28 protein-coding genes and 1 tRNA gene are annotated in these 23,676 nt (G+C 61.1%); 15 read left to right on the forward strand and 14 right to left on the reverse strand.

The genetic code is table 11. The annotated features are described in order from the left end of the window. Nucleotides 1–6 precede the first annotated feature (6 nt). Nucleotides 7–909, reverse strand: a complete 903-nt coding sequence (locus VL130_RS06785; protein ID WP_325361984.1) for an AraC family transcriptional regulator — start codon at nucleotides 907–909, stop codon at nucleotides 7–9. A gap of 168 nt (nucleotides 910–1,077) precedes the next feature. On the opposite strand from VL130_RS06785, the gene VL130_RS06790 reads away from it, so the two are divergent. The 7 genes from VL130_RS06790 to VL130_RS06820 all read left to right on the forward strand — a co-directional run bounded on the left by VL130_RS06790 (nucleotide 1,078) and on the right by VL130_RS06820 (nucleotide 7,274). Continuing rightward, a complete protein-coding gene (locus VL130_RS06790; protein ID WP_325361985.1) occupies nucleotides 1,078–1,515 on the forward strand; it encodes a hypothetical protein in 438 nt (145 codons plus the stop codon). Then, on the forward strand, nucleotides 1,515–1,814 hold the full coding sequence (locus VL130_RS06795) for a hypothetical protein (RefSeq protein ID WP_325361986.1): 300 nt from the start codon (nucleotides 1,515–1,517) through the stop codon (nucleotides 1,812–1,814). Before VL130_RS06790 ends, VL130_RS06795 begins: the two co-directional genes overlap by 1 nt. A gap of 249 nt (nucleotides 1,815–2,063) precedes the next feature. Then, entirely contained in the window at nucleotides 2,064–3,734 is a 1,671-nt protein-coding gene (gene fliF / locus VL130_RS06800) for a flagellar basal-body MS-ring/collar protein FliF (protein ID WP_325361987.1), read from the forward strand. Nucleotides 3,735–3,737: 3 nt separating this feature from the next. Then, nucleotides 3,738–4,769: a flagellar motor switch protein FliG gene (gene fliG / locus VL130_RS06805; protein WP_325361988.1), complete on the forward strand. Its 1,032-nt coding sequence runs from the start codon at nucleotides 3,738–3,740 to the stop codon at nucleotides 4,767–4,769. Between the two features lie 159 nt (nucleotides 4,770–4,928). Then, complete coding sequence (locus VL130_RS06810) at nucleotides 4,929–5,567, forward strand: flagellar assembly protein FliH (protein WP_325361989.1); 639 nt, start codon at nucleotides 4,929–4,931, stop codon at nucleotides 5,565–5,567. A 10-nt stretch (nucleotides 5,568–5,577) separates the two neighbouring features. Then, on the forward strand, nucleotides 5,578–5,907 hold the full coding sequence (fliN, locus tag VL130_RS06815) for a flagellar motor switch protein FliN (protein WP_325361990.1): 330 nt from the start codon (nucleotides 5,578–5,580) through the stop codon (nucleotides 5,905–5,907). After that, nucleotides 5,904–7,274, forward strand: coding sequence for a sigma-54 dependent transcriptional regulator (locus VL130_RS06820; RefSeq protein WP_325361991.1), 1,371 nt, complete (start codon nucleotides 5,904–5,906; stop codon nucleotides 7,272–7,274). Before fliN ends, VL130_RS06820 begins: the two co-directional genes overlap by 4 nt. Here the strand turns inward: VL130_RS06820 and VL130_RS06825 are convergent. Next, a complete protein-coding gene (locus tag VL130_RS06825; protein WP_325361992.1) occupies nucleotides 7,271–8,044 on the reverse strand; it encodes a HesA/MoeB/ThiF family protein in 774 nt (257 codons plus the stop codon). The two genes, VL130_RS06820 and VL130_RS06825, sit on opposite strands and share 4 nt — an antisense overlap. Before the next feature lie 181 nt (nucleotides 8,045–8,225). Between VL130_RS06825 and hslV the strand changes: the two genes are divergently transcribed. The 3 genes from hslV to hslU are packed head-to-tail and all read left to right on the forward strand — an operon-like array spanning nucleotide 8,226 to nucleotide 10,548. Continuing rightward, complete coding sequence (gene hslV, locus VL130_RS06830; RefSeq protein WP_325361993.1) at nucleotides 8,226–8,783, forward strand: ATP-dependent protease subunit HslV; 558 nt, start codon at nucleotides 8,226–8,228, stop codon at nucleotides 8,781–8,783. Next, complete coding sequence (locus tag VL130_RS06835; protein WP_325361994.1) at nucleotides 8,780–9,250, forward strand: GNAT family N-acetyltransferase; 471 nt, start codon at nucleotides 8,780–8,782, stop codon at nucleotides 9,248–9,250. Before hslV ends, VL130_RS06835 begins: the two co-directional genes overlap by 4 nt. A 2-nt stretch (nucleotides 9,251–9,252) precedes the next feature. Next, nucleotides 9,253–10,548 (forward strand): ATP-dependent protease ATPase subunit HslU, encoded by a 1,296-nt coding sequence (hslU, locus tag VL130_RS06840; protein ID WP_325361995.1) that lies wholly within the window; start codon nucleotides 9,253–9,255, stop codon nucleotides 10,546–10,548. Here hslU and VL130_RS06845 read toward each other — a convergent pair whose 3' ends face one another. The 3 genes from VL130_RS06845 to VL130_RS06855 are packed head-to-tail and all read right to left on the reverse strand — an operon-like array spanning nucleotide 10,549 to nucleotide 11,617. Next, nucleotides 10,549–10,827, reverse strand: a complete 279-nt coding sequence (locus VL130_RS06845) for a DUF3144 domain-containing protein (RefSeq protein ID WP_325361996.1) — start codon at nucleotides 10,825–10,827, stop codon at nucleotides 10,549–10,551. Nucleotides 10,828–10,829: 2 nt separating this feature from the next. Further along, on the reverse strand, nucleotides 10,830–11,123 hold the full coding sequence (locus tag VL130_RS06850) for a DUF3144 domain-containing protein (RefSeq protein ID WP_325361997.1): 294 nt from the start codon (nucleotides 11,121–11,123) through the stop codon (nucleotides 10,830–10,832). 29 nt (nucleotides 11,124–11,152) lie between these two features. Next, entirely contained in the window at nucleotides 11,153–11,617 is a 465-nt protein-coding gene (locus VL130_RS06855; protein WP_325361998.1) for a low molecular weight protein-tyrosine-phosphatase, read from the reverse strand. A gap of 58 nt (nucleotides 11,618–11,675) precedes the next feature. On the opposite strand from VL130_RS06855, the gene nth reads away from it, so the two are divergent. Next, nucleotides 11,676–12,350: an endonuclease III gene (nth, locus tag VL130_RS06860; RefSeq protein ID WP_325362000.1), complete on the forward strand. Its 675-nt coding sequence runs from the start codon at nucleotides 11,676–11,678 to the stop codon at nucleotides 12,348–12,350. Here the strand turns inward: nth and VL130_RS06865 are convergent. The 3 genes from VL130_RS06865 to VL130_RS06875 all read right to left on the reverse strand — a co-directional run bounded on the left by VL130_RS06865 (nucleotide 12,347) and on the right by VL130_RS06875 (nucleotide 14,809). Beyond that, entirely contained in the window at nucleotides 12,347–13,333 is a 987-nt protein-coding gene (locus VL130_RS06865; RefSeq protein WP_325362001.1) for an acyl-CoA desaturase, read from the reverse strand. The genes nth and VL130_RS06865 overlap by 4 nt on opposite strands. 80 nt (nucleotides 13,334–13,413) lie before the next feature. Further along, complete coding sequence (locus VL130_RS06870) at nucleotides 13,414–13,953, reverse strand: GNAT family N-acetyltransferase (RefSeq protein ID WP_325362002.1); 540 nt, start codon at nucleotides 13,951–13,953, stop codon at nucleotides 13,414–13,416. After that, a complete protein-coding gene (locus tag VL130_RS06875; RefSeq protein WP_325362003.1) occupies nucleotides 13,916–14,809 on the reverse strand; it encodes a hypothetical protein in 894 nt (297 codons plus the stop codon). The genes VL130_RS06870 and VL130_RS06875 overlap by 38 nt, the downstream gene beginning before the upstream one ends. A 59-nt stretch (nucleotides 14,810–14,868) precedes the next feature. Here VL130_RS06875 and VL130_RS06880 point away from each other — a divergent pair, with 59 nt between their 5' ends. Next, nucleotides 14,869–15,864 (forward strand): adenosine kinase, encoded by a 996-nt coding sequence (locus tag VL130_RS06880; protein WP_325362004.1) that lies wholly within the window; start codon nucleotides 14,869–14,871, stop codon nucleotides 15,862–15,864. 73 nt (nucleotides 15,865–15,937) lie between these two features. Here the strand turns inward: VL130_RS06880 and VL130_RS06885 are convergent, their stop codons facing one another. Both VL130_RS06885 and VL130_RS06890 read right to left on the reverse strand, forming a co-directional pair. Next, nucleotides 15,938–16,507, reverse strand: coding sequence for a Smr/MutS family protein (locus VL130_RS06885; protein ID WP_325362005.1), 570 nt, complete (start codon nucleotides 16,505–16,507; stop codon nucleotides 15,938–15,940). A 218-nt stretch (nucleotides 16,508–16,725) separates the two neighbouring features. Continuing rightward, nucleotides 16,726–19,287: a PAS domain S-box protein gene (locus VL130_RS06890; RefSeq protein ID WP_325362006.1), complete on the reverse strand. Its 2,562-nt coding sequence runs from the start codon at nucleotides 19,285–19,287 to the stop codon at nucleotides 16,726–16,728. Nucleotides 19,288–19,671: 384 nt separating this feature from the next. On the opposite strand from VL130_RS06890, the gene VL130_RS06895 reads away from it, so the two are divergent. Further along, complete coding sequence (locus tag VL130_RS06895; protein ID WP_325362007.1) at nucleotides 19,672–19,956, forward strand: hypothetical protein; 285 nt, start codon at nucleotides 19,672–19,674, stop codon at nucleotides 19,954–19,956. On the opposite strand, the gene VL130_RS06900 is transcribed toward VL130_RS06895, so the two are convergent. Further along, nucleotides 19,931–20,104 (reverse strand): hypothetical protein, encoded by a 174-nt coding sequence (locus VL130_RS06900; protein ID WP_325362008.1) that lies wholly within the window; start codon nucleotides 20,102–20,104, stop codon nucleotides 19,931–19,933. The two genes, VL130_RS06895 and VL130_RS06900, sit on opposite strands and share 26 nt — an antisense overlap. An 83-nt stretch (nucleotides 20,105–20,187) precedes the next feature. Here VL130_RS06900 and VL130_RS06905 point away from each other — a divergent pair, with 83 nt between their 5' ends. Continuing rightward, nucleotides 20,188–20,670, forward strand: a complete 483-nt coding sequence (locus tag VL130_RS06905) for a hypothetical protein (protein WP_325362009.1) — start codon at nucleotides 20,188–20,190, stop codon at nucleotides 20,668–20,670. A 61-nt stretch (nucleotides 20,671–20,731) separates the two neighbouring features. On the opposite strand, the gene VL130_RS06910 is transcribed toward VL130_RS06905, so the two are convergent. The 3 genes from VL130_RS06910 to VL130_RS06920 all read right to left on the reverse strand — a co-directional run bounded on the left by VL130_RS06910 (nucleotide 20,732) and on the right by VL130_RS06920 (nucleotide 22,659). Next, the gene (locus VL130_RS06910) at nucleotides 20,732–20,989 is read right to left on the reverse strand and encodes a DUF2171 domain-containing protein (RefSeq protein WP_325362010.1); all 258 of its coding nucleotides are present in this window, start codon (nucleotides 20,987–20,989) and stop codon (nucleotides 20,732–20,734) included. A 410-nt stretch (nucleotides 20,990–21,399) separates the two neighbouring features. Then, a tRNA-Gly gene (locus VL130_RS06915) sits at nucleotides 21,400–21,474 on the reverse strand. Between the two features lie 198 nt (nucleotides 21,475–21,672). Further along, complete coding sequence (locus tag VL130_RS06920) at nucleotides 21,673–22,659, reverse strand: D-glycerate dehydrogenase (protein ID WP_325362011.1); 987 nt, start codon at nucleotides 22,657–22,659, stop codon at nucleotides 21,673–21,675. A gap of 346 nt (nucleotides 22,660–23,005) precedes the next feature. On the opposite strand from VL130_RS06920, the gene VL130_RS06925 reads away from it, so the two are divergent. Further along, nucleotides 23,006–23,527, forward strand: coding sequence for an SH3 domain-containing protein (locus VL130_RS06925; RefSeq protein ID WP_325362012.1), 522 nt, complete (start codon nucleotides 23,006–23,008; stop codon nucleotides 23,525–23,527). Nucleotides 23,528–23,676: the final 149 nt, after the last annotated feature.

Consider the following 23,676-nt stretch of genomic DNA (forward strand, 5'->3'; position numbering starts at 1 on the left):
AAGGCGTCAGGTGGCGCCTTCGCGCAGGGTTTCGATATCGCGCGCCGGTGGGCAGCCGTAAAGCCGGCTGTATTCGCGGCTGAACTGCGACGGGCTGAGATATCCGACGCGGTGGCCCGCCGTGCCGGCATCGCAAGCCTCCACCAGCATCAGCCGGCGGGCTTCATGCAGGCGCAATTGTTTCTGATACTGCACCGGCGTCAGGGCCGTCACCGCCTTGAAATGGTGGTGCAGCGAAGAGACGCTCATGCCGCAGTTACCGGCCAGATCCTCGATGCGCAGCGAACGGGCATAATGTTCGCGCAGCCAGGCGACGGCGCGGGCGATGCGGTTACCCGGCGTATCGGCGCGCGCGATATTCAACAGGCGCGGGCCATCGGGGCCGGTCAGCAGGCGATAGAGGATTTCCTGCTCGATCAACGGCGCCATGGCGGGAATATCGGCAGGGCTGTCAAGCAGCCGCAGCAGCCGCAGGACCGCGTCGAGCAGTTCGGGCGCCGCCGTATTGACGCCGACGCCGCGCACCGGCGCGGTGGTGAAGGCCGGATGCGGCACCGGAAGCCGGGCGATGACCTCGCGCAGGCGGTCGGCATTGATCAGCATCCCCATGCCGAGCTGCGGCACCTCCGGGCTGGCGTCGGTGACGCAGGAAGTCACCGGCAGGTCGAGTGAGATCACGATACACGAACCGACGCCGTAATGGTGGGTTTCCGTCCCGACGGTCACGCTCTTGGCCCCCTGCGCCACCAGGGCGAAACAGGCGTGCTGACCCTTGTGGAGGGGGTCGGACGGGCCGGAGCGCCGGCCGAGGAACAGGCCGTCGATCGGCGTCATGATCTCGCCGTCGGCCGTGGCGTAACGGGCAATGAGCGCGGCAAGCTCACGATAGGGCGTAAAGGGCAGGCTCATGCGGAAACCATTTATAATTTGGAGGACCAAGCATAGCAGAGCTGCGCGCGCAGGGAATGGTGAATACGCGCCTTTTGCAGGATCGTGCATAAGGCTTGCAGGATTGCTATACCACCCGCGCGCGTTTGCAGGGCATGATCAGTCATCACCACATATTCGGGATACAACATGGCTTCCATAACCGCCTGTGGCGTGGCTACCCGCCCGCACGTCTTCCATTCCCTCCTGCGCCACCGCCATGCCGGGGCCGGCAAGTGCGTTGCCATATACGGCACCGACGGTCTGGCGCACATGGCCATCCGTATTGCCCGCGCCACCGGCGCCGAGGTCAGCGTGCTCAACCCGGTGATTTCGGCGACGGACCGGCTGTGGATGGGCGCCGATCATTACTTCGCCACCAATGACCCCGTGACCCATCGTGCGCTGGAAGGGGCGTTCGACCTGATCGTCTGCACCGTGGCTGAAGCCGATATCAAAACCTGCCTCGGCCTGCTGAAATGCGACGGCGCGCTGCTGATGCTGGAAGCGCAGGCATCGCCCAACCTGATCCAGAACGCATTGACCTTCTGTGGCCTGTCGGATGTCATGAATACGGAGCGCCTGTGATGAGTGAAGCCGTTGAAATTACCAGCTTCCGGCTGGCCCGCGGCACCTGCGCCGAATTCATCGCCGCCAATGCCGATGTCGATGCCTGGCTCAGGCGGCAGCCCGGCTTTCGTTCGCGACGCATCTGCGAACGCGGCGACGGCCTGATCGTCGACATGCTGATCTGGGCGTCAGTGGCGGATGGCGAGGCCGCCGCCGGCGGCGTGATGACGGAACTGGCCGACTCACCGGTCCATGCCCTGATCGACCAGGGGACGGTTTCGTGGAGCGTTTCACCGGTCCGGCACACGGTGCGGTAAGGCCGTCTCGCCAATAACGCGAATTTGAAGGCCTGGGCACTCGCCCACTGCCTGTGCCCGTGTTAAAAAGTTAATCCGGTTCCAAAAAGCAAAGTGCCATGCGGAATAAGCTTTTTTGCGCAGTCGGCTGATTAAATTCATAAAATCGCCCCCACTCATTAACAGCAAATTAACCGGCTACTGGGAAATTACTGCCTAGTTCGGTGGACAATGCGTTTGTCCGCCTGTTGGTGATGGGGCGTCAGACGCGTGGAATCCTTTTTCGCAGGTTTACAGAAGTTCGGTATCGGCCGGCTGACGGCCATTCTGGGCGCGGCCGCCGGCGTGGCCGCGGTGCTGGCCGCGATTATCCTGCACGTCAGCGCCCAGCCGCAATCGCTGCTCTATTCCAATCTCGACCTCAAGGAAGCCGGCGAGATCACCACCAATCTTGATCAGGCGGGTATCAAATACACCGCCAAGGGTGATGGTTCCGCCATCATGGTCGACCGAGACAAGGTGGCCACCGCGCGCATGATGCTGGCCGGCAAGGGCCTGCCCACCGCGGCCTCGGTCGGTTATGAAATCTTCGACAAGGCGCCGACCCTCGGCCAGACGGAGTTCGTGCAAAATCTCGATAACCAGCGCGCCCTTGAAGGCGAACTGTCGCGCACCATCAATACCCTGAAAGGCGTCTCCTCGACCCGTGTCCATCTGGTCATGCCCAAGCGCGAACTGTTCAGCGACAGTGCCCAGCAAGCCAAGGCGACCGTCGTGCTCGGCCTGTCGAGCGGCAATCCCAATGCCGAGCAGGTCGGCGCCATTCGCAATCTCGTGGCATCGGCCGTGCCCAATCTGAAACCGTCGGACGTCACCATCGTCGATGACCGCAACCACCTGCTGGCGGCGGGCGGCGACGAATCGGCCAATGGCCTGGGCGCGGCGCACCGCGATGAGGTCGAGGACACCCTGCGCAAGCGCATCACCGATATCGTCGAAGGCGTGGTTGGGCCAGGTGCGGCCCGCGTGACGGTGACCGCCGATCTCGACCAGACGAGCACCACCAAGGAACAGATCCAGTTCGACCCGGATGGCCAGGTTGTCCGCTCGACCCAGACCTCGGAGAGCAACGACAAGACCGCCGACCCCAATACCAATGGCGCGGTCACGGCCTCGGCCAATATTCCCGGCGGCCAGCAACAGCCGGGCGCTTCCACGGCCACGCAGCAGAGCGGCACCACCTCGGAACTGACCAATTACGAAATCTCCAAGACGACGACCACCTCTGTCACCGCGCCCGGCGAAGTCAAGAAACTGGCCGTCGCTGTCGTGGTCGATGGCACGCTGACGCCTTCCAAGGACGGCAAAACCCCGCCGGTCTATGCCGCGCGCTCGCCGGAGGACATGCAGAAGATCGAGGACCTGGTGCGCGCCGCCGTCGGCATCGACGCCACGCGCGGCGATGTTGTCAAGGTCACCAATATCCGTTTCAATCATGGTGATATCGATGTCGCCGGCGGCACCGGCGGCAAGGCGTCGATGTTCAATTTCGACAAGAACGACATCATGCGCGCCCTCGAAGTGGCTGTCCTGTTCGTCGTCGCCCTGCTGACCCTGTTGCTGGTGGCGCGCCCCTTGCTCAAATACATCACCTCGTCGCCGACCAATTACCTGGTCGCGGCCAATGGCGGGGCGCTCTCAGGCCCCGAAGGCCTGGCCCCGGCCGGCGCAGCTCATGGCCTCAGCGGCCCCGCCGAAAGCCATTTCCCGCAGATCGGCAATGGCGGCCTGGCGCCTGTGGTCAATGAGCCTTCGGGTATCGACATCGCCCGCATCGAAGGTCAGGTGAAGGCCTCGTCGGTCAAGAAGGTGTCGGAATTCGTCGATCGCCACCCCGAAGAGTCGGTGTCGATCCTGCGCTCCTGGCTGCATGAGAATTAAGACATGGCCAGTGTACCCCGCAAAAACATCATAGATGATCCGAAGCGCCTCTCCGGTGTGGAAAAGGCCGCCGTCGTCCTGCTGGCGCTCGGCGAAGAGCACGTCTCGCTGTGGCAATCGCTCGATGAGGAAGAGATCAAGGAAATTTCGCAGGCCATGTCGGCGCTCGGCACGGTCAGTTCCAATGTCGTCGAAGACCTGCTGGTCGAGTTCGTTTCCGGCATGTCGTCTTCCGGCACCATCATGGGTTCGTTCGAGCAGACCCAGCGCCTGCTCAATAACTTCCTGCCGCCCGACAAGGTCGAGGCCCTGATGGAAGAAATCCGTGGGCCGGCCGGCCGGACCATGTGGGACAAGCTCGGCAACGTCAACGAGGCGGTGCTGGCCAACTACCTGAAGAACGAATATCCGCAGACCGTCGCCGTGGTCCTCTCCAAGATCAAGGCCGATCATGCGGCGCGGGTGCTTTCCTCCTTGCCGGAGGATTTCGCGCTCGAATGCGTGCAGCGGATGCTGCGCATGGAACCGGTGCAGCGCGAGATTCTCGACAAGATCGAGCAGACCCTGCGCATCGAATTCATGTCGAACCTGGCGCGCACGAGCAAGCGCGATTCGCACGAACTGATGGCCGAAATTTTCAACAATTTCGATCGTCAGACCGAGAGCCGCTTTGTCGCCGCGCTGGAAGAACGCAACCGTGAATCCGCCGAACGCATCCGCGCCCTGATGTTCGTGTTCGAAGACCTGTCGAAGCTCGATCCGGGCGGGGTGCAGACCCTGCTGCGCGCCGTCGAGCGCGATCAACTGGCGCTGGCGCTCAAGGGATCGTCGGATGCGTTGCGCGATATGTTCATGTCCAACATGTCGGAACGCGCCGCCAAGATCATGCGCGACGACATGGAATCGATGGGGCCGGTGCGCCTCAAGGACGTCGATGCGGCGCAGATGGCGATGGTGCAGGTCGCCAAGGACCTGGCCGCCAAGGGCGAAATCATGCTGGCCGGTCAGGGAGGCGATGATGAGCTTATTTATTAAGAATGGAACCTTTCCTGATTTCAGGGGAGGGTGTCGCGCAGCGACGGAGGGGGTTAAATCCCGCCGTATCTGCAAGCTCATCCTTTGGGTTTTAACCCCCTCCGGCCTTGCAGGCCACCTCCCCCTGAAATCAGGGGGAGTTCTGATGGGAGTCGCCGCATGACCCAGACCGTTCACAAGCGCTTCGAGTTCGGCACCGTCTTTGGCGCCGGCGGCAATGTCGTCTCCAGGCCCGCGCCGCCGCCGAAGAAATTCTATACCCCCGATGAGGTCGAGGAGATCCGTCAGGCCGCCCAGGCCGCGGGTGAGAACTCGGCGCTCGCCCGCGCGCAGATGGCGCAGTCCGCCGCCTTGCAGAGCCTGGCCGACGCCGCGCAGCAGGGCCTTGGCGGCCTGACCGACGCCATCCACGCCCACAAGGAAGCCGCCGTCCGCCTGGCCTTGGTCTGCGCGCAAAAGATCGCCGCCGAGGCGCTGGACCGCTTCCCCGAAGCGCCCCTGACCGCCGCGCTCGATGCGCTCGGTCAGGAGATCGAACCGGCGACGCGCCTGATCCTGTCCGCCAGCAATCCGAGTGATGAGCTGAAAGCTCTGGCCGAGGAAGCCGCCATCATGGCCGGCTACATCGGCGCCGTGCAGTTCCGCGACCATCCGAACCTGCCGAAGGGCGGTTTTGAAGTCGTGTGGAGCGACGGCCGCGCCGAATACAATCCGCAACAGGTGTTCGAGGTGCTCGAACACGCCCTCAATGAAGCCCTCGAAGCCGAGGCATATCATCAATCCCGCACCCATGAGTAAGGAGTAAGTCATGGCCGATCTGGGTCTGGAAGATTTTGAAGACGCCGGTATGCCGGGCGTCGGTCCGGAAGACGAAGGCGACAAGTCCGCCGCCGATCTGGCGCCGGTTTTCGATGTGCCGGTCAATATTTCGGCGGTGCTGGGCAAGAGCTACATGTCCGTGTCGCAGTTGCTGAAACTGGGGCAGGGCAGCGTGCTAGAACTCGACCGGAAGGTCGGTGAAGCGATTGATATTTATGTGAATAACCGCCTGGTCGCGCGTGGCGAAGTGGTGGTGGTCGATGATCGTCTGGGCGTGACCATGACGGAAATCATCAAGAGTGAGGATGCGGGTCAATGAGACTGTTAGTTGTAGGCAAGCTGAGCGGCCAGCTCTCCGTCGCGGTCAAGATGGCGATGGAAACCGGCGCCAAGGTGGCGCATGTCGAGACGCCGACCCAGGCCACGGCCGCCCTGCTGAAAGGCCAGGGCGCGGACCTTTTGATGGTCGATTACGAACTTGATATCAAGTCGCTGATCGAGGCCAACGAGCGTGAGCATATCTTCGTCACGGTCGTCGCCTGCGGCGTCAATCCTGATCCGCGCAAGGCGGCCTTCGCCATCAGCCAGGGCGCCAAGGAATTCATCCCCCTGCCGCCCGACGCCGAACTGATCGCGGCGGTGCTGGCGGCGGTATCCGACGATTCCCGTCCTCTGGTGACGGTCGATCCCTCCATGCTGGCGGTCATGAAACTGGCCGATCAGGTGGCGGCAAGCGATGCCTCGATCCTGATCACCGGCGAGAGTGGCGTCGGCAAGGAAGTGATGGCGCGCTACCTGCACGAAAAGAGCAAGCGCGCCACGCGGCCGTTTATCTCGGTCAACTGCGCCGCCATCCCCGATAATCTGCTGGAATCGGAACTGTTCGGCCATGAAAAAGGGTCTTTCACGGGCGCGATGGCCCGGCGTATCGGCAAGTTCGAGGAGGCTGACGGCGGCACCCTGCTGCTCGATGAAATCTCCGAAATGGATACCCGCTTGCAGGCCAAGCTGCTGCGCGCCCTGCAGGAACGCGTGATCGATCGTGTTGGCGGTGCCAAGCCGGTGCCGGTCAATATCCGCGTGCTGGCGACGTCCAACCGCAATCTGGTTCAGGCCGTCAAGGAGGGGACTTTCCGCGAAGACCTGCTCTATCGCCTCAACGTCATCAATCTGGCCCTGCCGCCGCTGCGTGACCGTCCGGCCGATATTCTGGCCCTGTCGGAATATTTCGCCAAGAAATATGCCGAGGCCAATGCCATTGCGCTCAAGCCGATCTCGCTGGAGGCCAAGCGCCGTTTGCAGGCCCATCCGTGGCCGGGCAATGTGCGTGAGCTGGAAAACGCCATGCACCGCGCCGTGCTGCTCTCTCCGGGGGCGGAAATCGACGCCGAAGCGATCCGTTTGCCGGATGGCCAGCCGCTCAATCCGGTGGCCCCGATCGGCATGGATTACGTCAACCGCGCCGCCGAGGCCGCCCAAAGCGCCGCGCGTACCTTTGTCGGCTCAACGGTCGCCCAGGTCGAACAGACGCTGATCCTCGACACCCTGTCGCATTGCCTCGGCAACCGGACCCACGCCGCCAATATCCTCGGCATTTCGATCCGCACCCTGCGCAACAAGCTCAAGGAATATGGCGACGCCGGCATTCCGGTGCCCGCCCCGCAAAGCGGTGCGAGCGCGGCCTAGGCTGACTGGCTTCCACACACCGGACACGCCGGGTCGGCGGCCAGTCTGACGATGCGTGAGGTCATGTCGAGACCGTCGAAGATCAGCAGCTTGCCGCGCAGGGTTTCGCCGGCGCCGGTGATGACCTTGATCGTTTCCAGCGCCGCCAGCGATCCCATGACGCCGGCCAGGGCGCCGACGACGCCGACCCTTTCGCAGGTTTCGGCATCGGGCGGGGTTTCCGGCACCAGGCATTGGTAGCAAGGGCGACAGTCGAAGGTCGCCAATTGGCCGCTGAAACGCCCCAGCGCCGCCGAAACCAGCGGCTTTTTCAGGTCATGACAGACGCGATTGACCAGCAGGCGGGTCTCGAAATTATCGCAGCCGTCGAGCACGATGTCGTAGCCGCCAAGCACCTCGGCGGCATTGCTTTCTGTCAGGCGCAGGCGGTGAACGCGGCAGTCGCAATAAGGATTGAGATTGTCGAGATGCACAGCGGCGGCCTCTGCTTTTGACGCGCCAATATCCTTCGCGCCGAACAGCACCTGCCGTTGCAGATTGCTCACACTCACCTCATCATCATCGATCAGGCCAAGCGTCCCGATGCCGGCCGCCGCCAGATAGAGCGCGGCCGGCGAGCCGATCCCGCCCATGCCGACCAACGCCACCTTCGCGGCTTTGAGCTTCATTTGCCCCTGGCCGCCGATTTCCTTCAGCACCAGATGGCGGGCGTAGCGGTCGATTTCATCGTCTGTCAGCATGGTTTCCATATAGGGTGCGGCGGCGGCCATGACCACATCAATTTATTTGCCGATGGCCGGGAGACTGTCCCTATTATTAAGGTTGTACTGGCTTTTGTCGCCGGTGCATGCTGGCCGTGGTTGCGATTGTTCCCGTCTGGGATGACGTGTCGCAGAGGTTTCGCCGCAAAAGCTCTTGAATACGGTCGGCAAAGGGGCCAATTACAGGCGCATGAGCGAACATAACTCCCCCTTTCCAAACTGGCACGGCACCACCATTATTGCCGTGCGCAAGAACAACAAGACGGTCATCGCCGGAGACGGCCAGGTCTCGATGGGGCCGACCATCGTCAAGGGCGGAGCGCGCAAGGTGCGCACGCTCCAGGGCGGCAAGGTGATCACCGGTTTTGCCGGGGCCACGGCCGACGCCTTCACCCTGCTGGAACGTCTGGAAGCCAAGCTGGAAATGTATCCGGACCAGTTGGCGCGCGCCTGTGTCGATCTCGCCAAGGACTGGCGCACCGACCGTTATCTGCGCCGGCTGGAAGCCATGCTGCTGGTGGCCGATAAAAACACGGTCCTGACCATTACCGGCGTCGGCGATGTGCTCGAACCGGAGGATGGCGTGGCCGCTATCGGTTCGGGCGGCGTCTATGCGCTGTCGGCGGCGCGGGCCTTGCTGGAATATGAACCCGACGCCGAGGTCATCGCCCGCAAGGCCATGAAGATCGCGTCTTCCATCTGCGTCTATACCAATGACCACCTGACGCTTGAGATGCTCGAAACGTGATTACCTTCCGGCCCCTCAAGGACAGCGACGCCGGTCTGCTCCTGATCTGGATGGCGTCGCCACATGTTCAGCCTTGGTGGACGGAAGCTGGCTCGACGCCGGAGGATGAGGTTGAGGAAGCCTTGAACCTGATTGGTTCGGATGACGGCGCGGCCTTTATCGTCGAACTGAACAAACGCCCGATCGGCTATATCCAGTCTTGTGTCTGTGGCCCCGATCAGCCGAAAGGCACACTGGGCGTCGATCTGTTTATCGGTGATGTGTCGCTGACGGGCGAGGGGCTTGGTCCGCAAATCCTGCGCCAGTTCGGCGACGACCTGCTGGCGAAGGGTGCGATCCGCCTGGTGATCGATCCGAACGCAAATAATGATCGCGCCATCAAGGCGTATAAAGCCGCCGGCTTTGAAATTCTTGAAACACGGGACGGCGTTACGCTTATGTCTCGAAACCCGAAACTGAGTGCCTGAAAATGACGACTTTTTCTCCCCGCGAGATTGTTTCCGAACTTGATCGCTTCATCATCGGCCACCACGACGCCAAGAAGGCCGTGGCCGTCGCCCTGCGTAACCGCTGGCGGCGCAAGGCGACCGATGACTCGATCCGTGACGAGATCACCCCGAAGAATATCCTGATGATCGGGCCTACGGGCGTCGGCAAGACCGAGATCGCCCGCCGGCTGGCCAAACTGGCACAGGCGCCCTTCATCAAGGTCGAGGCGACCAAGTTCACCGAGGTCGGCTATGTCGGGCGCGATGTCGATCAGATCGTGCGCGACCTGGTGGAAGCCGCCATGATCATGGTGAAGGACAAGAACCGCGCCGGTGTGCGCGCCAGGGCCGAGGCCGCCGCCGAGGAGCGTTTGCTCGATGCACTGGTGGGCGAAAGCGCCGCCGCCGCGACGCGCGAAAGCTTCCGCAAGAAGCTGCGCAACAACGAACTGGACGACAAGGACATCGAGATTTCCCTGGCTGACAGCGCGCCGGTCGGCATCATGGAAATTCCCGGCCAGCAGGCGGGCGCGTTTAATCTCAGCGACATGCTCTCTAAAGCGATGGGCGGCCGCAAAAAGACGGTCAAGACGACCGTGAAGGCCGCTATTCCCAGCCTGATCACCGAGGAATCCGACAAGCTGCTCGATCAGGATTCGGTGGCGAATGAAGCCATGAAACTGGCCGAGAACGAAGGCATCGTTTTTCTGGATGAGATCGACAAGGTGGCCTCGCGTTCCGATCGCGGTGGCTCCGATGTGTCACGCGAAGGCGTGCAGCGCGACCTGCTGCCGCTGATCGAGGGCACGACGGTGTCTACCAAGTACGGCCCGGTCAAGACCGACCATATCCTGTTCATCGCATCGGGGGCTTTCCACGTTTCGAAGCCATCTGACCTGCTGCCGGAATTGCAGGGCCGCCTGCCGATCCGCGTCGAACTCAAGGCCCTGACCCAGGAGGATTTCCGCCGCATCTTAAGCGAACCCGAAGCCAATCTGATCCGGCAGAACCAGGCCCTGATGGCGACCGAGGGTGTGACCCTCGTGTTCGAAGACAGCGCCATCGCCGTGATGGCCGAGGCGGCGGCCACGGTCAATGCCAAGGTGGAAAATATCGGCGCCCGCCGGCTGCAAACCGTCATCGAGAAGGTGATGGAGGAGATTTCCTACACGGCGTCCGATATGTCCGGACAGACGGTGAAAATCGACGCCGATTACGTCAAAAAGCGCCTGGGCGATATCGCCACAGACGCTGATTTGAGCCGCTATATCCTGTAGCTATTTCGCCACTTCGAAATTGCTGGCGAACTCGTCGTAGCAATCGTGGAACATCTGGCGGAACTGCTCCTCGAACATGAGGGTGGCCTCGGCGCGTCGGGCCGCCATCTGTTCGCCGGAGCCATTGCCGTTGATGCACAGGTAGGCGCCATAACGCGCGGCGGCATAGAGCGCCGACAGGGCGACGTCTTCGGCATGGGCCGATGCGCTCTGTTCGTTACAGATGTCGATGTGCGCCTTGGCGCGGGCGGTAAACGCCAGTTCTTCGGGGGTGGACATGGTTACAGAGCCTTCGCTTTGTAGCGGCTGTAGTTGTTGGTGTAGTCGTCGTAGCTTTCCTCGAACATACGGCGGAATTCCTCGGTGAAGATGCGCATGGCTTCGTCCTTGCGCTGCTTCATGCGCTCGCCGGAGCCGTCATAATTGGCGCACATCCAGGCGGAAAAACGGGCGGCGGCGAAGGTGCCGGACATGGCGACGCGCGCGCCTTCCATTGTCTTCAACTGTTCATTGGAAAGGGCGATGTGTTCGTCAACGCGCTTGAAAAAATCGGTGTCCGGTTTTTGTTCTGCCATGATGTCCTCGGTATAAAGTGTGCCGGTATTCAGGCATTTGTGAGGGCTTTTAGCAAGCCCGCGCCGGCTTTTTCACACAGGTGATAAACCGCCTCGAAATCGGCCGTGCCACCATAATAGGGATCGGGGACGTTCTTCGCTGTGCCAAGCGCCTCTTCGAGGTAGAGCGCCACCTTCGCCTGTGAACCTTGCGGCTGCATGGCGGTGAGGTGACGGACATTATCACGATCAAGCCCCAGGATCAGGTCGAAGCGATCGAAATCGTCGAGATGGATCTGCCGCGCCCGCTGGTCGGAAATGTCGATGCCGTGCGCCTGCGCCACGGCGACCGAACGCTTGTCGGGTAATTCGCCTGCGTGCCAGCCACCGCAGCCGGCGGAATCGATGGTGAAGCGATGCGCCAGCCGCGCTGTCTGCACCTGATGGCGGAAAACGCCCTCGGCCAGGGGAGAGCGGCAGATATTGCCAAGACAAACGAACAGGATGGCGGGCATTTCAGGGTTTCCAAGAATCGGGCATAAGAGACGCTGACCCTAATGCTGAAGACCTGTGATGAAAACCACCAAGCCCCGCAAGCCCGATCCCGAACTGATCCGCCAGTTGTTCGAGCGCTTCGAACAGGACAAGCCGGAGCCGAAGACGGAACTGAATTACAGCAACGCTTTTACCCTGGTGACGGCGGTGGCGCTGTCGGCGCAGGCCACCGATGTATCGGTCAACAAGGCGACCGGGCCGCTGTTCGCCATCGCCGACAATCCGGCCGACATGCTGGCGCTCGGCGAAGACAGGCTGATGAAGATGATCAGTTCCATCGGGCTTTATCGCAACAAGGCGAAGAATGTCATGGAGATGTGCCGCATCCTGCTGGCGCAATACGGCGGTCAGGTGCCGATGAACCGCGCGGCGCTGTTGAGCCTGCCGGGCGTCGGCAACAAGACGGCCAGTGTGGTGCTGAATGAGATGGATATCGAGCCGGCCATCGCGGTGGATACCCACGTCTATCGCGTGTCGCACCGTCTGGGGATCGTCGATGCTGCGGCCGATACACCGGACAAGGTTGAGGCCGAGCTGATGAAGATCATCCCGAAGCACTGGCTGACCCGCGCCCACCACTGGCTGATCCTGCATGGCCGCTATGTCTGCGTGGCCCGCAAACCGAAGTGTGAAATCTGTATTGTGCGTGATCTGTGTCCGAAGATCGGCGTCGATTTCACACCGCTGATTTAAGGATGCAGACGGGCGTGTCTACCGATCCAAAGAAGGGATGGGCATAGCCTGGTGTCAGGCTTGAAATGCGGTTCCGCGCCATCTGACCATTGCAATTGCGGGCGATGGGGCAGGTCCTTCGCCACCCTGATATCCCAAGCCAGACCCAAGGCTTCCAGCGCCTTGATAAAGCGGTAACCGGGATCACTCTGGCCCTTGTAGAGGCCGATACGCGCCGAACCGGGGAAGGCATGATGGTTGTTGTGCCAGCCTTCGCCCATAGTGATCAGGCCGGTGAGATGGACATTTCGGCCCTGTACACCGGCGCCCTGCACCTGCCAGTCGTCCTTATGCGCCTGATGAGCAAAATAGCCGATCAGCCAGTGACCGGTCACGGTAGTGGCGATTTGTGCGCAGACGCCCCAGATCACCCAGGCCCAGCCACCGAGCAGATAAAAGACGATGATCCACGGCAGATGGACAGCGATCCAGTGGCGATCGACAAAGCGATAAAACGGATCATTGGCAACCTCGGATTCAATGGTCAGGTGAGGTGGCTGGTCCAGCCGAACATCGCCGTGCATTTGCCACAGGGCATCGATGATCATGGGCCGACGGTGGGCGAAATAATCGTGGCATTGCCTTTGACGCTGCGCCCAGTCGCGGAAATCGTGGGTGCGGATCATGGCGAACGGCCCGCCCAGTCCTACCAGGACACCAAAATAGACCAGCGTGCGTTCGAGCCATAAGGGACAGCCGAAGCTCTTGTGGATCAGCCGGCGGTGCATCCCGACGCTGTGGCCGAGCAAGAGGACGGCTACTGTTTTAACGGCGAATAGCAGGGCGGTATCCCAGCGCAGATAATGGATCAGTCCGTAGATCGTGGCGGCATACATGCTCAGCAGAAACAGCGATTTGACCAGAGCATAGACGACTTTCCCATTTACGGCGTCCGCTTCAACAGCCGGGTCAATACGGTCGATGTTTTCAAAACCCTGTGACATGGCAAATCCCTGAAAATTTCAATTAGCTAATTATCTAAATAACTAATCATGAAAAACTGAGACCGTCAAGCGGAGGAGATTTAAGGATGTGAGCGCTCCAGAATAAATACCGACTCGCCGTGGAAGGTGCTGTCACGCAGGGGTTTGTAACCGGATTTCAGCGCCAGTTTCAGCGACGCCTCATTTTCCGGGCTGATCATGCAGACAAGGCGCGGCAGGTTCAGCGTGTCGTCGGCGCAGGTGAGCGCGGCGGCCAGCGCCTCGCTGGCATAGCCCTGGCCATGAAAGGCCGGATCGAACACCCAGCCGGTTTCAAGCGTATCAAAAGCCGGCTTGATGTCGCGTTTATAGTCGAAAATGCCGACGACGCCGATCGGCTGCTCGATGTCTTTCAGCCGGACCGACCAGTTGCCGAAGCCAAAAACCTGCCAGTGGCCGATATCGCGCAGCAGGCGCAGCCACACCTCTTCCGGCCGCATCGGCTTGCCGGTGATGTGATGGTAGACCCCGCGCTGGACCCAGAGCGCGCACAGGAAATCATAATCCGTGGCGGCCAGCGGTTTCAGGATCAGGCGGTCGGTTTCAATGAACATGATCAGGACTTGAACAGCCGCAAACATGAAGCGCCGCTTCAACCGCATCCTTGAAGCGCATCGAGGCTTCGAGATCGTAGGTCAGGTAAAGATCAGGCTCGATCAGTTCCAGTTCCATCAGGCAGAAGCCACCATCGGACGCGCGCACCATATCGACGCGGGCATAGAGCAGGCGATCGCGGCCGATGAAGTCGATGGCGGCGTCAGCCAGGGCGCGGGCGGCGGCGGGCGCTTCGAGCGTGCGCAGATTCGCCTCGTAATCGGGCTGGGAGCGGAAATCGCCCGCCTTTGGCGTCTTGAGCACGGCATGGGAGAATTGTCCGGCGAAATAGAGCAGGGACCATTCGCCTTCGGACTGGATGGCCGGCATGAAGGGCTGGATCATGGCCTGGCCTTCCGGGGGGGCGTCGGCGTCGGTCAGGCGGTCGCCCTCCCACACCAGCGTATGCTTGGCGCCGGCCGAAACCACAGGTTTGAGCACCAGCGCTTTTTGGCCGAAATCGACACGGGCGCGCGCCACCTCGCTGTCGCTCACCTGATCGACAAACAGGGTCGGGATGATGCGGATGCCGGCGTCGGCAAGATCGCGCAGATAGCGCTTGTCGACATTCCAGCTTACGATTTCCGGCGGATTGAACACGCGTTGGCCTGCCAGTGCAGTCATGGCGGCGCGGAAGTCATCGGGCGCGTTGTGATAGCCCCAGGCGACCAGCGGCACGATCAGGTCGAACGCCTCGGTAACCGGTTCCGACCACGGCTGATCGAAGATTTCGGCGTCTATGCCGGCCAGGGCCTCGCGGTAGGCCTCCAGCACATAGGGCCAGCGGCCATGATGCGACGGATGGGCGGGATTGGGTGTCAGGATCAGAATACGCTTGCTCATGGACTCTTTATTGATCATTAGGTTAGGACATCGCAACTGAAATTTGAGAACCGCTCTTTATGACGATCACCTATGATATCACCGCCGTTGGCCATGCCATTGTTGATGTGCTCGCCCCCTCCGATGAGGCCTTTCTTGCCCGGCATGACCTGCCCAAGGGGGCGATGACCCTGATCGATTCACATCGCGCCCTCAGCCTGTCGGATGCGATGGCCGAGAGCGAAATGGCGTCTGGCGGGTCGGCCGGCAACACCATTTCCGGCGCGGCGTCGTTTGGCGCCACATGCGCCTATGTCGGCAAGGTGGCGCATGATACGATGGGCGAGTTCTTCGCGCACGACCTGCGCAAGATGGGTGTCGAGTTCCGTACGCCGGTGCTGCATGACGACCCGACCCCGACCGGCCGCTGCCTGATCAACGTGACGGCGGACGGCCAGCGCACGATGGCGACGTTTCTGGGCGCCGCGGCCCTGGTCGCCCCGAAGGACCTCGACGAGGACATCATCAAGGCGTCGCAGATCACCTACCTCGAAGGCTACCTGTTCGATACGCCGTCGGGCCGCGAAACCTTCGCCAAGGCGTCGCAGATCGCCCGTTCGGCGGGTCGCAAGACCGCCATTACCCTGTCGGACGGTTTCGTCGTCAATCGCTGGCGCGAAGACCTGCTGGCCTTTATCGACCGCCATATCGATGTCGTCTTCGCCAATGAAAGCGAACTGCTGGCCCTGTTCCAGACCGACGACTTCTTCAAGGCGCTGGGCTGGCTGCGCACCAAGGCCGATCTGGCCTTTATCACCCGCTCCGAACAAGGCTCGGTCGTCGCCAAGATGGACGACACCCACACGATCAAGGCGGCGCATTGCGACCAGGTGGTCGATACCACCGGCGCGGGGGATTCCTACGCGGCAGGCGTGCTGTTCGGCCTGACACAGGGCCTGCACGTCACCGCCTGCGCCGAACTGGGGTCACTGGCGGCGGCGGAAGTGATCGGTCATTATGGCCCGCGCGCGCAGGTGTCGCTGAAAGCGTTGGCGACCGAAAAGGGGCTGATTTAGTAGCCCCCTCCGTCAGCCCGAAGACGGGCTGTCACCTCCCCATCTTTGCCGAGGCTCGATTGGGAGGAGAGAGTTAGCTTCGCCGCTTGAGCGCCACGTACAGCGCGCCGGCGCCGCCGTGGCGGGCATGGGCCTGCGAAATGCCGGCGACGATATGCGATAACGCCGGATCGGCCAGCCATTCGGGCGCATGGCGTTTCAATATGCCGTTTTCGGAAACGCCCTTGCCGGTGATGACGAGAATGGCGCGATAATCATTGGCATAGGCCTGCTGGACGAAGGCTTTCAGGCGGGCCTCGGCGGCGAAGGCGGTCATGTTGTGCAGATCAAGCCGCGCCTCGATCGGGTCGCGTTCGCGGCTGATGCGGCGCTTGCGTTTCGGCTCGATCGGATCAGGGGCATAGTCCGCCGCGCGGGTGATCTTGAAACCGCTGACGGGCTTGAGCGATTGTCCGAGCTTGAAGGGCGTCAGCGGCACGGGGGCAGGCTTGGTGGCGCTCATTTCGCCCGGCATGTCGGCGATTTTGAGAGTTTCGGTCTGGGGTTTGGCTTCGGGTTCGCGGACAGGTTTGTGCGGTCGCACGGTCGCTGTCACCAGCGCCCACAACCGCAAATCTTCTGCCTTGAAACCGAACCGTGCCATAACCCTGCGCTAAAGAAAGCAAGAAACCCCACCACCACGAGCCTTTCATTGCGTGTCTTCTAAAGAGTCGGCTCGCGGTCCCCCTCCCCGGCATAGCCGGGGAGGTAAGATAATAAGCATAGACCTTATACCTCCCCGACTTGTTGGGGAGGGGGACCGCGCCGAAGGCGTGGTGGTGGGGTATCTTACTTTAGAAAAGCGGCCAGAGGCTACCGAATTCAGAACTCTTCCGACTGAAACGCCTGTAACTGGCGAGTCAGGCGTTCGCCGCGTTTGCCGGCGGCAAGCGCGGCTTCCGACAGACGGCGGATATTCTCCGGGCTGTCGCTCTGGCGGGCCATGACTTCCAGCGCGCCGTTGATCACATTGAGCATCTGGGCGAAATCCTGCGCCACATCGCTGGTCAGGCGGCCGACCGTCTCGTAGCGCTGGGCATGGCTGAGGGCTTCGTTGGCCCGATCGAACTGTGTTTGCAGATCGTTCAGGCGGGCTTCCAGCGCACTGTGATCGACAGCGGGCGCCTGCTCCAGGCGCGCCTGGGCGTCATGATAGGCGGCCTGCCATTTGGTGATATCAAACTGCGCGGCGGCCAGTTTTGCCTCCCATTCCGACGTGTCGGGCTCCGGCGCCGGTCTATTCAGCAGAGCCTTATGCGCCGCCTGAAGCTCGGCATGACGCGCCGCCGCCTGATCGAGGGCGTTTTTCAGGCCGGTAATGCGCGCCTCGTGCATCCGGTAATCCGGTTCCGGCGCCGGCGTATTGGACAGCACATGATAACGCTGGGCCAGGTCATCATGACGCTGCTGCGCCGCTTTCAGGCTGTCTTCGAGCGCGGCGATGCGGGATTCATGTGCGCTGAAATCAGGCTCCGGCGCGGGCGTTTCGGCCAGTTCGCGGTAACGTTGCTCAATACCCGCCTTTTCGTCTTCAGCCGTTTTCAGCTCGGTTTGCAGTGACCGGATGCGGGCTTCATAGGCGCTGTAATCGGGTTCGACCACCGGCGTATTGTGCAGGGCGTTCAATTCGGTTTCCAGCGCGGCCTGGACGGCGCGAGCCATGCCCAGTTCGGCGGTCATCTCATTGACGCGACCCTCTTCGGCCGATTTGGTCGCAAGCGCCTCATCAAGTTGCCGCTGCAAGGCGTCGCGGCGGCTTTCGGCGTCCGTGATCCGTGCCCTCAGTTCTGCGTTCTCGGCCATGACCAGCGGATCGGGTTCGTGGATGATAACCGGATCGGGCAGGGGCGGCGGCATATGCCAGTCATAGGGCGTTGGCATCTCCGACAAGGCTTCTTCGCGGGCGACGGCGGCGGCTTCGGTGATGGCGCTTTCGCGTTCGAGCGCCGCTTCGATACGGGCGGCTTCCAGCTCGGCCTCAAAAGCGGTGCGCGCCTCGGCCAAAGCGGCTTCGCGGGCCTTGGAAACAGTATCTTCAAGCGCGGGTGCCGGCTGTGCGCTCTTCCAGGTCGTGCAATCGAAGGCGACGCCATAGATATGACGCTCGCCATTAACGGACTTGGCCTGGCCTTCCAGCGCAATCCACCGTTCGCTTCCATCAGGCCGCGTGACCTTGATATCGAGCGCCAGATGGTCGCTTTCGCCGCTCATCAACTGACCGAAGGCGGTATCGGCCACGGCCTGGTCGGTATCGGAAATCAGCGTCGGGCCGCCGGGATATTCGCGGCCAATCAGCGCCATCATGCCGGCGTCTTCGACAATGGTATCGGCCTCCGCATCATACTGCCAGGTGCCGACACCGAGCGCGGCGCGCGCCTCTTCGGCCAGGCGGTGATCGGCCAGTTCCTCGGCCGCAAGCGCGTGTGCCTCATCGGCGGGAGCGGCAGATGGTGCCGCGGCGGGCAGGATGCCGGAGGGCAGGGCCGTCACGGTCAGGCCGCTGTCACCGCCTTCATGGGTGCGCACAACCCAGGCGGTGACGACGCAAGGCTGGCTGTCGCCATGCGATGCCTTGAGCGTGAGTTGGATCGAGGTCTGGTTGTGCGGCGAGGCGTCATCCTGCCGGTCACCGAGATAATCGATGGCTTTCTGGAAATCGCCGTCCGCCACGAAGAACTGCGTCCAGTTCTGACCCAGCGCCTGTTCGCGCGTAAGATCGAAAGCGTCGAGCGCGGCGTTGTTGATGTCGATGATCTGGCCTTTGGAATCCAGCCCCCAGAACGGCACGGTCGCCGCGGCGAACCATTGACCGCGCCACAGGCCGTTCAGGTCGTCTATGCCCTCGCCGGAGGCCGTTTCCAGTTCGACCATGGCGGCGGTGGAACCGATGATCTCACCGGCGCCGTTCATGATCGGCATGGAGGTGACGCTGACCAGCACCTTTTCGCGGCTGCCGTGATTGACCAGCAGATGCTGGAAGCCCTTGACGGTCTGGCCGCGCAGGGTGCGGGCGATCGGCAGCAGGTCGGCCGGGATCATGCGGCCGTCGGGATAGGTGATGCCCCAGGTGGCGGAATGGAAACGCAGGCCGAGCAGTTCGGAATCCTTGCGGCCCAAAAGCTGATGCGCCGAACGGTTGGCGAAGGTGAACTTGCCGCTGGTGTCGGTTTCGACCAGGGCCACCGGCACGGCGTTGAGCACGTTGAACATGCGGCGCTCTAATGTGTCGATCTTGCGCTCGGCCTTGAACAGCAGGTCCTGGAACTGGCGGACCTGGAAGGATTTGAGCGAAGCGATGACGCCGCCGATGACCGCCAGGGCAAGCAGGATGAAGGCGGCGACTCCTAAAAGGGCGACCAGATCATGCTCACTTTGCAACAACATACCCGAACCCTACCTCAAACCCCAACCGGCAGGTGCGTCATTTTGTGACAGACTCCGTCCGATGCCCCCGGTTCAAGCAAAAACCGTACCTGAGTTGGATGCAAGCGAAATCATCTGGTGGGGATGGGGATGGGGATGGGGATGGGGATTGGCAGGCGGCCGCCAAACCTATACACGCAAAAGTAAAGTGAACTGGCCATTTACCCTCATATGGGGTTTACTTTTGGGCGCGGACTGTTAGCGTATCGCCATAGTAACGAGCGGCCCCGATCAGCGTTTCTGACCAGCGGCCCTCCAGTATCCTTGCATCCCCACTGTTGAAATTTAATCGGTCGCCCCGGTTGAAATGCGTATGCGTTTCACCCGGCGACTATGGAGCACGATATGGATCTGGATCGGGAAGTCGATCGTTTGATGAAGCGCATTGAGCAGAAGGTGGCGGAGCCGGAAATCATCTTCGCGGCCATAAAGCAGCTTGTCGGATCGCATTTCGCCGCCAGGGTGCCGGCCGAACTGGGGGCGTTCAATCACTTCATGGATATGTCGTTGAATCGCCGGTTGTCAGGATCGGGCCTCGCCGTCCTGACCAATGATATCAAAAAGCGGATCGCCGCGCTCAACGCCGTTTGTTATCTTCAGGCGGCTAAGGCAGATATACATTGGGTCTGAGGGCCTTGGCGCGCCTCAAAGTCTGGCGGGCCGTTTCCATCAATTCCCTGACGAAGCCGCGTGTCAGCCCGTCGCTGCGCATGACCATCTGAACCAGTGGGTCGGTCAACAGATCGTCGAGGGTCGGTTCCGTAAATGTACGTGTCATGATCTATCCTCAGGTGCTTGCCATAGGGTCACTGTAATGCTAATGAGAATTATTCGCAATATAATTCTGAGCAGAGGTCAGCCATGTCCGCACCGGAAGCCGCGCCTAATGACATCCGCAATCTGAGCTATGCCGAGCATTTCATCGTCTGGGTGATGCGGACGGCGGTCGCCTGTGCGCCGGAATGTCGCATGATCCACCGCGAGTTCAGCCATGCCTTCGGGCCGCATGTCGAGGCCGGCGCCAAGGCGTTCGAGCGGGTCTTGCTGGCCCTCGCCAAAGGGAAACGGCCGATCACCCTGTCGCGGCCGGGGCATATCCACATGACGCATGATGAACTGAGCCTGCTGGCGCTTTTCGCGGCGGCGCAGGGCGGAGATGAGGCGCGCGCTTTGGCCCATGCGCGCTGGATGGTGGGGCAAGGCCGGCCGGAGCCTTTATGCGAGGCGGTGGCGGATCTGGGTGTTTTGCTGGAACGCAATGGCCGGACCTTCCGCCGGGCGCCTGAAGTGGTCCCGCCGGAAGGCTGTGTTGGAAAATCCGGGCGGTTGCACGCTGTGATGTGACGGCGGGTGCTCGCTCTTTTTGAAAGTCTAATAGGTGTCGGCAGCGTGCATGGTACAGGGCTCAGACGTCCTGGCCGTTTTCCTCTTCTTCGAGTGTCACGGCGACGTCGGCATTGGCGGATAGCCTTACCCGATCACCTTCAATATCCGCGACGAGGCCGAGGTCAATATAATGGTGATGACCCCTGTGCGCCTTGTTTTCCACTTCCAGCTTTGTCAGTTTGATGCGCCTGCCATCTACGTGGTCAACCGTGCCAACGTGGACGCCATCTGCGCCAATGACTTCGGCATGTTCTTTAATATCTGCAGCGTCTACCATGTTCGTCTCCTGAGGATATGGTCAATGTACGACCGCTTCCGTAATGGACATCCCGCCTGTAAAATAACAATGTGGGGAACGGTTGTAGCGATTCAGGCTGTGGTTGCCTTTGCGACCCGTCGTGCCGCCAAACCGCCTCTGTCTGTTTGAGAAAGCGCAGATGCGTCTCCCGCGATAATGGTCGAGCTAAAACAAAATCATCTGCCTGATTTTAGAATGCGAGACCGCGCGTAGATGGAGTGGGTATCGATAGACCTGACACCGTTGGCCGTTGTAATGGCCTCGGGCTTCAAACTCTCAAGTTGGGGCTGAGGGATAAGGTCGGAAACGAAAAAAGCACCCCGAAGGATGCTTTTTATTCATTTCAAGATGATTTCAAAAAATCAACAAAAACAATCCCTGAAAGGGATTGGAGCGGGCGAAGAGGATCGAACTCTCGACATCGACCTTGGCAAGGTCGCGCTCTACCGCTGAGCTACGCCCGCGTTATCCGTTGGCAAGTCAATGTCCGAAGACAGTATCTCGCCGGGAGAGCGGCCTTATAGACGGAAGGCCGTTTTCATTGCAAGCGCCTTTTTTCGGAATCCTGTGAAAAACTTTTGCAGGCGGCAAAGGAAGCCAGAAACCCCACCACCACGCCGCAAGGGCGGCGCGGTCCCCCTCCCCACCATAGGTGGGGAGTACTACAGCATGGCCGGGATGACACGGTCGGGCGGGCGGTGGCCGTCCTGGTGCGTCTTGATGTTGAGGATCACCCGGTCGCCCATGTCCTGGCGGGCCTCGATGGTCGAGGACGCCATGTGCGGCAGCAGGATGGCGTTGGGCAGGCCGATCAGTTCCGGATTGATCGCCGGTTCGCGTTCGTAGACATCGAGTCCGACGCCGGCGATACGCTTTTCGCGCAACATGGCGGCTAGGGTTTTTTCATCGACGATCTGACCGCGCGCCGTATTGACGAGGATGGCGTGGGGTTGCAGCTTCGCCAGGCGCTCGGCGTTGAGCAGGTGCTTGGTGCCTTCGCCGCCGGGGGCATTGATCGAGATAACGTCCATGCGCGCCAGCATCTGGTCGAGATCGTCCCAATAGGTGGCGCCCAGCTCGTCGCTGATCCGCGCCGAGACCGGCTTGCGGTTATGGTAGTGGACGCTCATGCCAAACGCCTGGGCGCGGCGGGCCAGCGCCTGGCCGATGCGGCCCATGCCGATGATGCCGAGGCGCTTGCCGAAGATGCGACGGCCGAGCATGAAGGTGGGCGACCAGGCGGAAAACTCGCCCTTCTGCACCAGTTCGGCGCCTTCAACGAAGCGGCGCGACACGGCCATGATCAGGCCCATCGTCATTTCAGCGGTGTCCTCGGTCAGAACGCCCGGTGTATTGGTGACCATGATGCCTTTTTCGGTGGCGGCGTTGATATCGATGTGTTCGTGACCGACGCCAAAATTGGCGATCATCTTCAGGCGGTCGCCGCAATTGGCGAAGAAGTCGGCGTCGATGCGGTCATTGATCGAGGTGACCAGGACGTCGGTGTCCTGCGCGGCTTCGAGGATACTCGAAGGTGGCATCGGAGTCATGTGCAGCCACAATGTGGTGTTGAACAGCTCGCGCATACGCGTTTCAACCGCGTCGGGCAGCTTGATGGTGAGGACGACCTTGAGTTTTACAGCGCTCATAAATGCCTTTGTTCTTTTTTTTGCGCGCTTTTTAACCCGAAAAGTGCGTCACACGTTTCGGAAAGCGCTTGTAAGCGTTATTGTCAGCGCAGCCAGAATCCTTTCCCGAAACCCTGAAGCGCCGCCGGGCTGTTGGCGCCCGTTTCTGCCGAATGAATTCACACTCGGTTAACCAAATCTGAACCCTTGCGGGCAATCATGCGGGACTGTCATTCCGGTCTTTCCGGCCGAAACCGCCCACCCCCATAAACGTCAGCCAGATATGCGTCCGTCCGTGTTCACAGGTTTTTTCGACATAAACGCTTTATACCCGTTCTTTCAAGCCTTTTGGCGCAAGCCGGCGCTTATGTTCGCGGCCCTGACGGTCCTTGGCGCGGGGTTTGTCACTGGACCCGTTCACGCCGAAGGCGAGGTCTTCGATACGCCCTCGGGCCTGCAAGTGCCGCGCTGGGCCATGCTGCGCCGTAATGAGGTCAATGCCCGCAACGGACCGAGCAAGGATAATAGCGTCGTCTGGGTCTATCATAAGGCTTCCTTGCCGGTACAGATCATTTCCGAAACGCGCGACTGGCGCCTGATCTGCGATTCGGAAGGCGCGGTCGCCTGGATCAGCCGCACCATGCTTCAGGCGCCGAAAACCGTGCTCAGTCCGGCGGGGCAAAAACTGAAAATGCGCCAGAAACCGGATGAAGAAGCCGATATCAAGGCCATATTGAAGCCAAGGGTGCTGGCCTCGCTGGATAAATGCAAAGACGGCTGGTGTCGTATTTCCGTCTCCGGCCAGACCGGCTGGGTGCCGCAGGCTCCGCTGTGGGGCACGCAAACCACCGCCGCCTGCAAGCGTCCGGACCCGTTCGCCAGTAAATAAAGACGCGTTTTCCTTGGCGAAGACAAGCGTTCATTTCACATGTTTTACACGACCCTGACGGCGATTGCGCATTAAAACTATTGAGCCGGCGCGCGGCATCATGTAACGCATCATTTTTTAATGTTACACGCATTGGGAACTCGCTTGAC

This window comes from Asticcacaulis sp. (genome assembly GCF_035497195.1).
Classification (GTDB): Bacteria; Pseudomonadota; Alphaproteobacteria; order Caulobacterales; family Caulobacteraceae; genus Asticcacaulis.

Coding starts and splice junctions, on each gene's coding strand:
- VL130_RS06785 (WP_325361984.1), bottom strand. CDS start 909: ATGAGCCTGCCCTTTACGCCCTATCGTGAGCTTGCCGCGCTCATTGCC.
- VL130_RS06790 (WP_325361985.1), top strand. CDS start 1,078: ATGGCTTCCATAACCGCCTGTGGCGTGGCTACCCGCCCGCACGTCTTC.
- VL130_RS06795 (WP_325361986.1), top strand. CDS start 1,515: ATGAGTGAAGCCGTTGAAATTACCAGCTTCCGGCTGGCCCGCGGCACC.
- fliG (WP_325361988.1), top strand. CDS start 3,738: ATGGCCAGTGTACCCCGCAAAAACATCATAGATGATCCGAAGCGCCTC.
- VL130_RS06810 (WP_325361989.1), top strand. CDS start 4,929: ATGACCCAGACCGTTCACAAGCGCTTCGAGTTCGGCACCGTCTTTGGC.
- fliN (WP_325361990.1), top strand. CDS start 5,578: ATGGCCGATCTGGGTCTGGAAGATTTTGAAGACGCCGGTATGCCGGGC.
- VL130_RS06820 (WP_325361991.1), top strand. CDS start 5,904: ATGAGACTGTTAGTTGTAGGCAAGCTGAGCGGCCAGCTCTCCGTCGCG.
- VL130_RS06825 (WP_325361992.1), bottom strand. CDS start 8,044: ATGGCCGCCGCCGCACCCTATATGGAAACCATGCTGACAGACGATGAA.
- hslV (WP_325361993.1), top strand. CDS start 8,226: ATGAGCGAACATAACTCCCCCTTTCCAAACTGGCACGGCACCACCATT.
- hslU (WP_325361995.1), top strand. CDS start 9,253: ATGACGACTTTTTCTCCCCGCGAGATTGTTTCCGAACTTGATCGCTTC.
- VL130_RS06845 (WP_325361996.1), bottom strand. CDS start 10,827: ATGTCCACCCCCGAAGAACTGGCGTTTACCGCCCGCGCCAAGGCGCAC.
- VL130_RS06850 (WP_325361997.1), bottom strand. CDS start 11,123: ATGGCAGAACAAAAACCGGACACCGATTTTTTCAAGCGCGTTGACGAA.
- VL130_RS06855 (WP_325361998.1), bottom strand. CDS start 11,617: ATGCCCGCCATCCTGTTCGTTTGTCTTGGCAATATCTGCCGCTCTCCC.
- nth (WP_325362000.1), top strand. CDS start 11,676: ATGAAAACCACCAAGCCCCGCAAGCCCGATCCCGAACTGATCCGCCAG.
- VL130_RS06865 (WP_325362001.1), bottom strand. CDS start 13,333: ATGTCACAGGGTTTTGAAAACATCGACCGTATTGACCCGGCTGTTGAA.
- VL130_RS06870 (WP_325362002.1), bottom strand. CDS start 13,953: ATGTTTGCGGCTGTTCAAGTCCTGATCATGTTCATTGAAACCGACCGC.
- VL130_RS06875 (WP_325362003.1), bottom strand. CDS start 14,809: ATGAGCAAGCGTATTCTGATCCTGACACCCAATCCCGCCCATCCGTCG.
- VL130_RS06880 (WP_325362004.1), top strand. CDS start 14,869: ATGACGATCACCTATGATATCACCGCCGTTGGCCATGCCATTGTTGAT.
- VL130_RS06885 (WP_325362005.1), bottom strand. CDS start 16,507: ATGGCACGGTTCGGTTTCAAGGCAGAAGATTTGCGGTTGTGGGCGCTG.
- VL130_RS06890 (WP_325362006.1), bottom strand. CDS start 19,287: ATGTTGTTGCAAAGTGAGCATGATCTGGTCGCCCTTTTAGGAGTCGCC.
- VL130_RS06895 (WP_325362007.1), top strand. CDS start 19,672: ATGGATCTGGATCGGGAAGTCGATCGTTTGATGAAGCGCATTGAGCAG.
- VL130_RS06900 (WP_325362008.1), bottom strand. CDS start 20,104: ATGACACGTACATTTACGGAACCGACCCTCGACGATCTGTTGACCGAC.
- VL130_RS06905 (WP_325362009.1), top strand. CDS start 20,188: ATGTCCGCACCGGAAGCCGCGCCTAATGACATCCGCAATCTGAGCTAT.
- VL130_RS06910 (WP_325362010.1), bottom strand. CDS start 20,989: ATGGTAGACGCTGCAGATATTAAAGAACATGCCGAAGTCATTGGCGCA.
- VL130_RS06920 (WP_325362011.1), bottom strand. CDS start 22,659: ATGAGCGCTGTAAAACTCAAGGTCGTCCTCACCATCAAGCTGCCCGAC.
- VL130_RS06925 (WP_325362012.1), top strand. CDS start 23,006: ATGTTCGCGGCCCTGACGGTCCTTGGCGCGGGGTTTGTCACTGGACCC.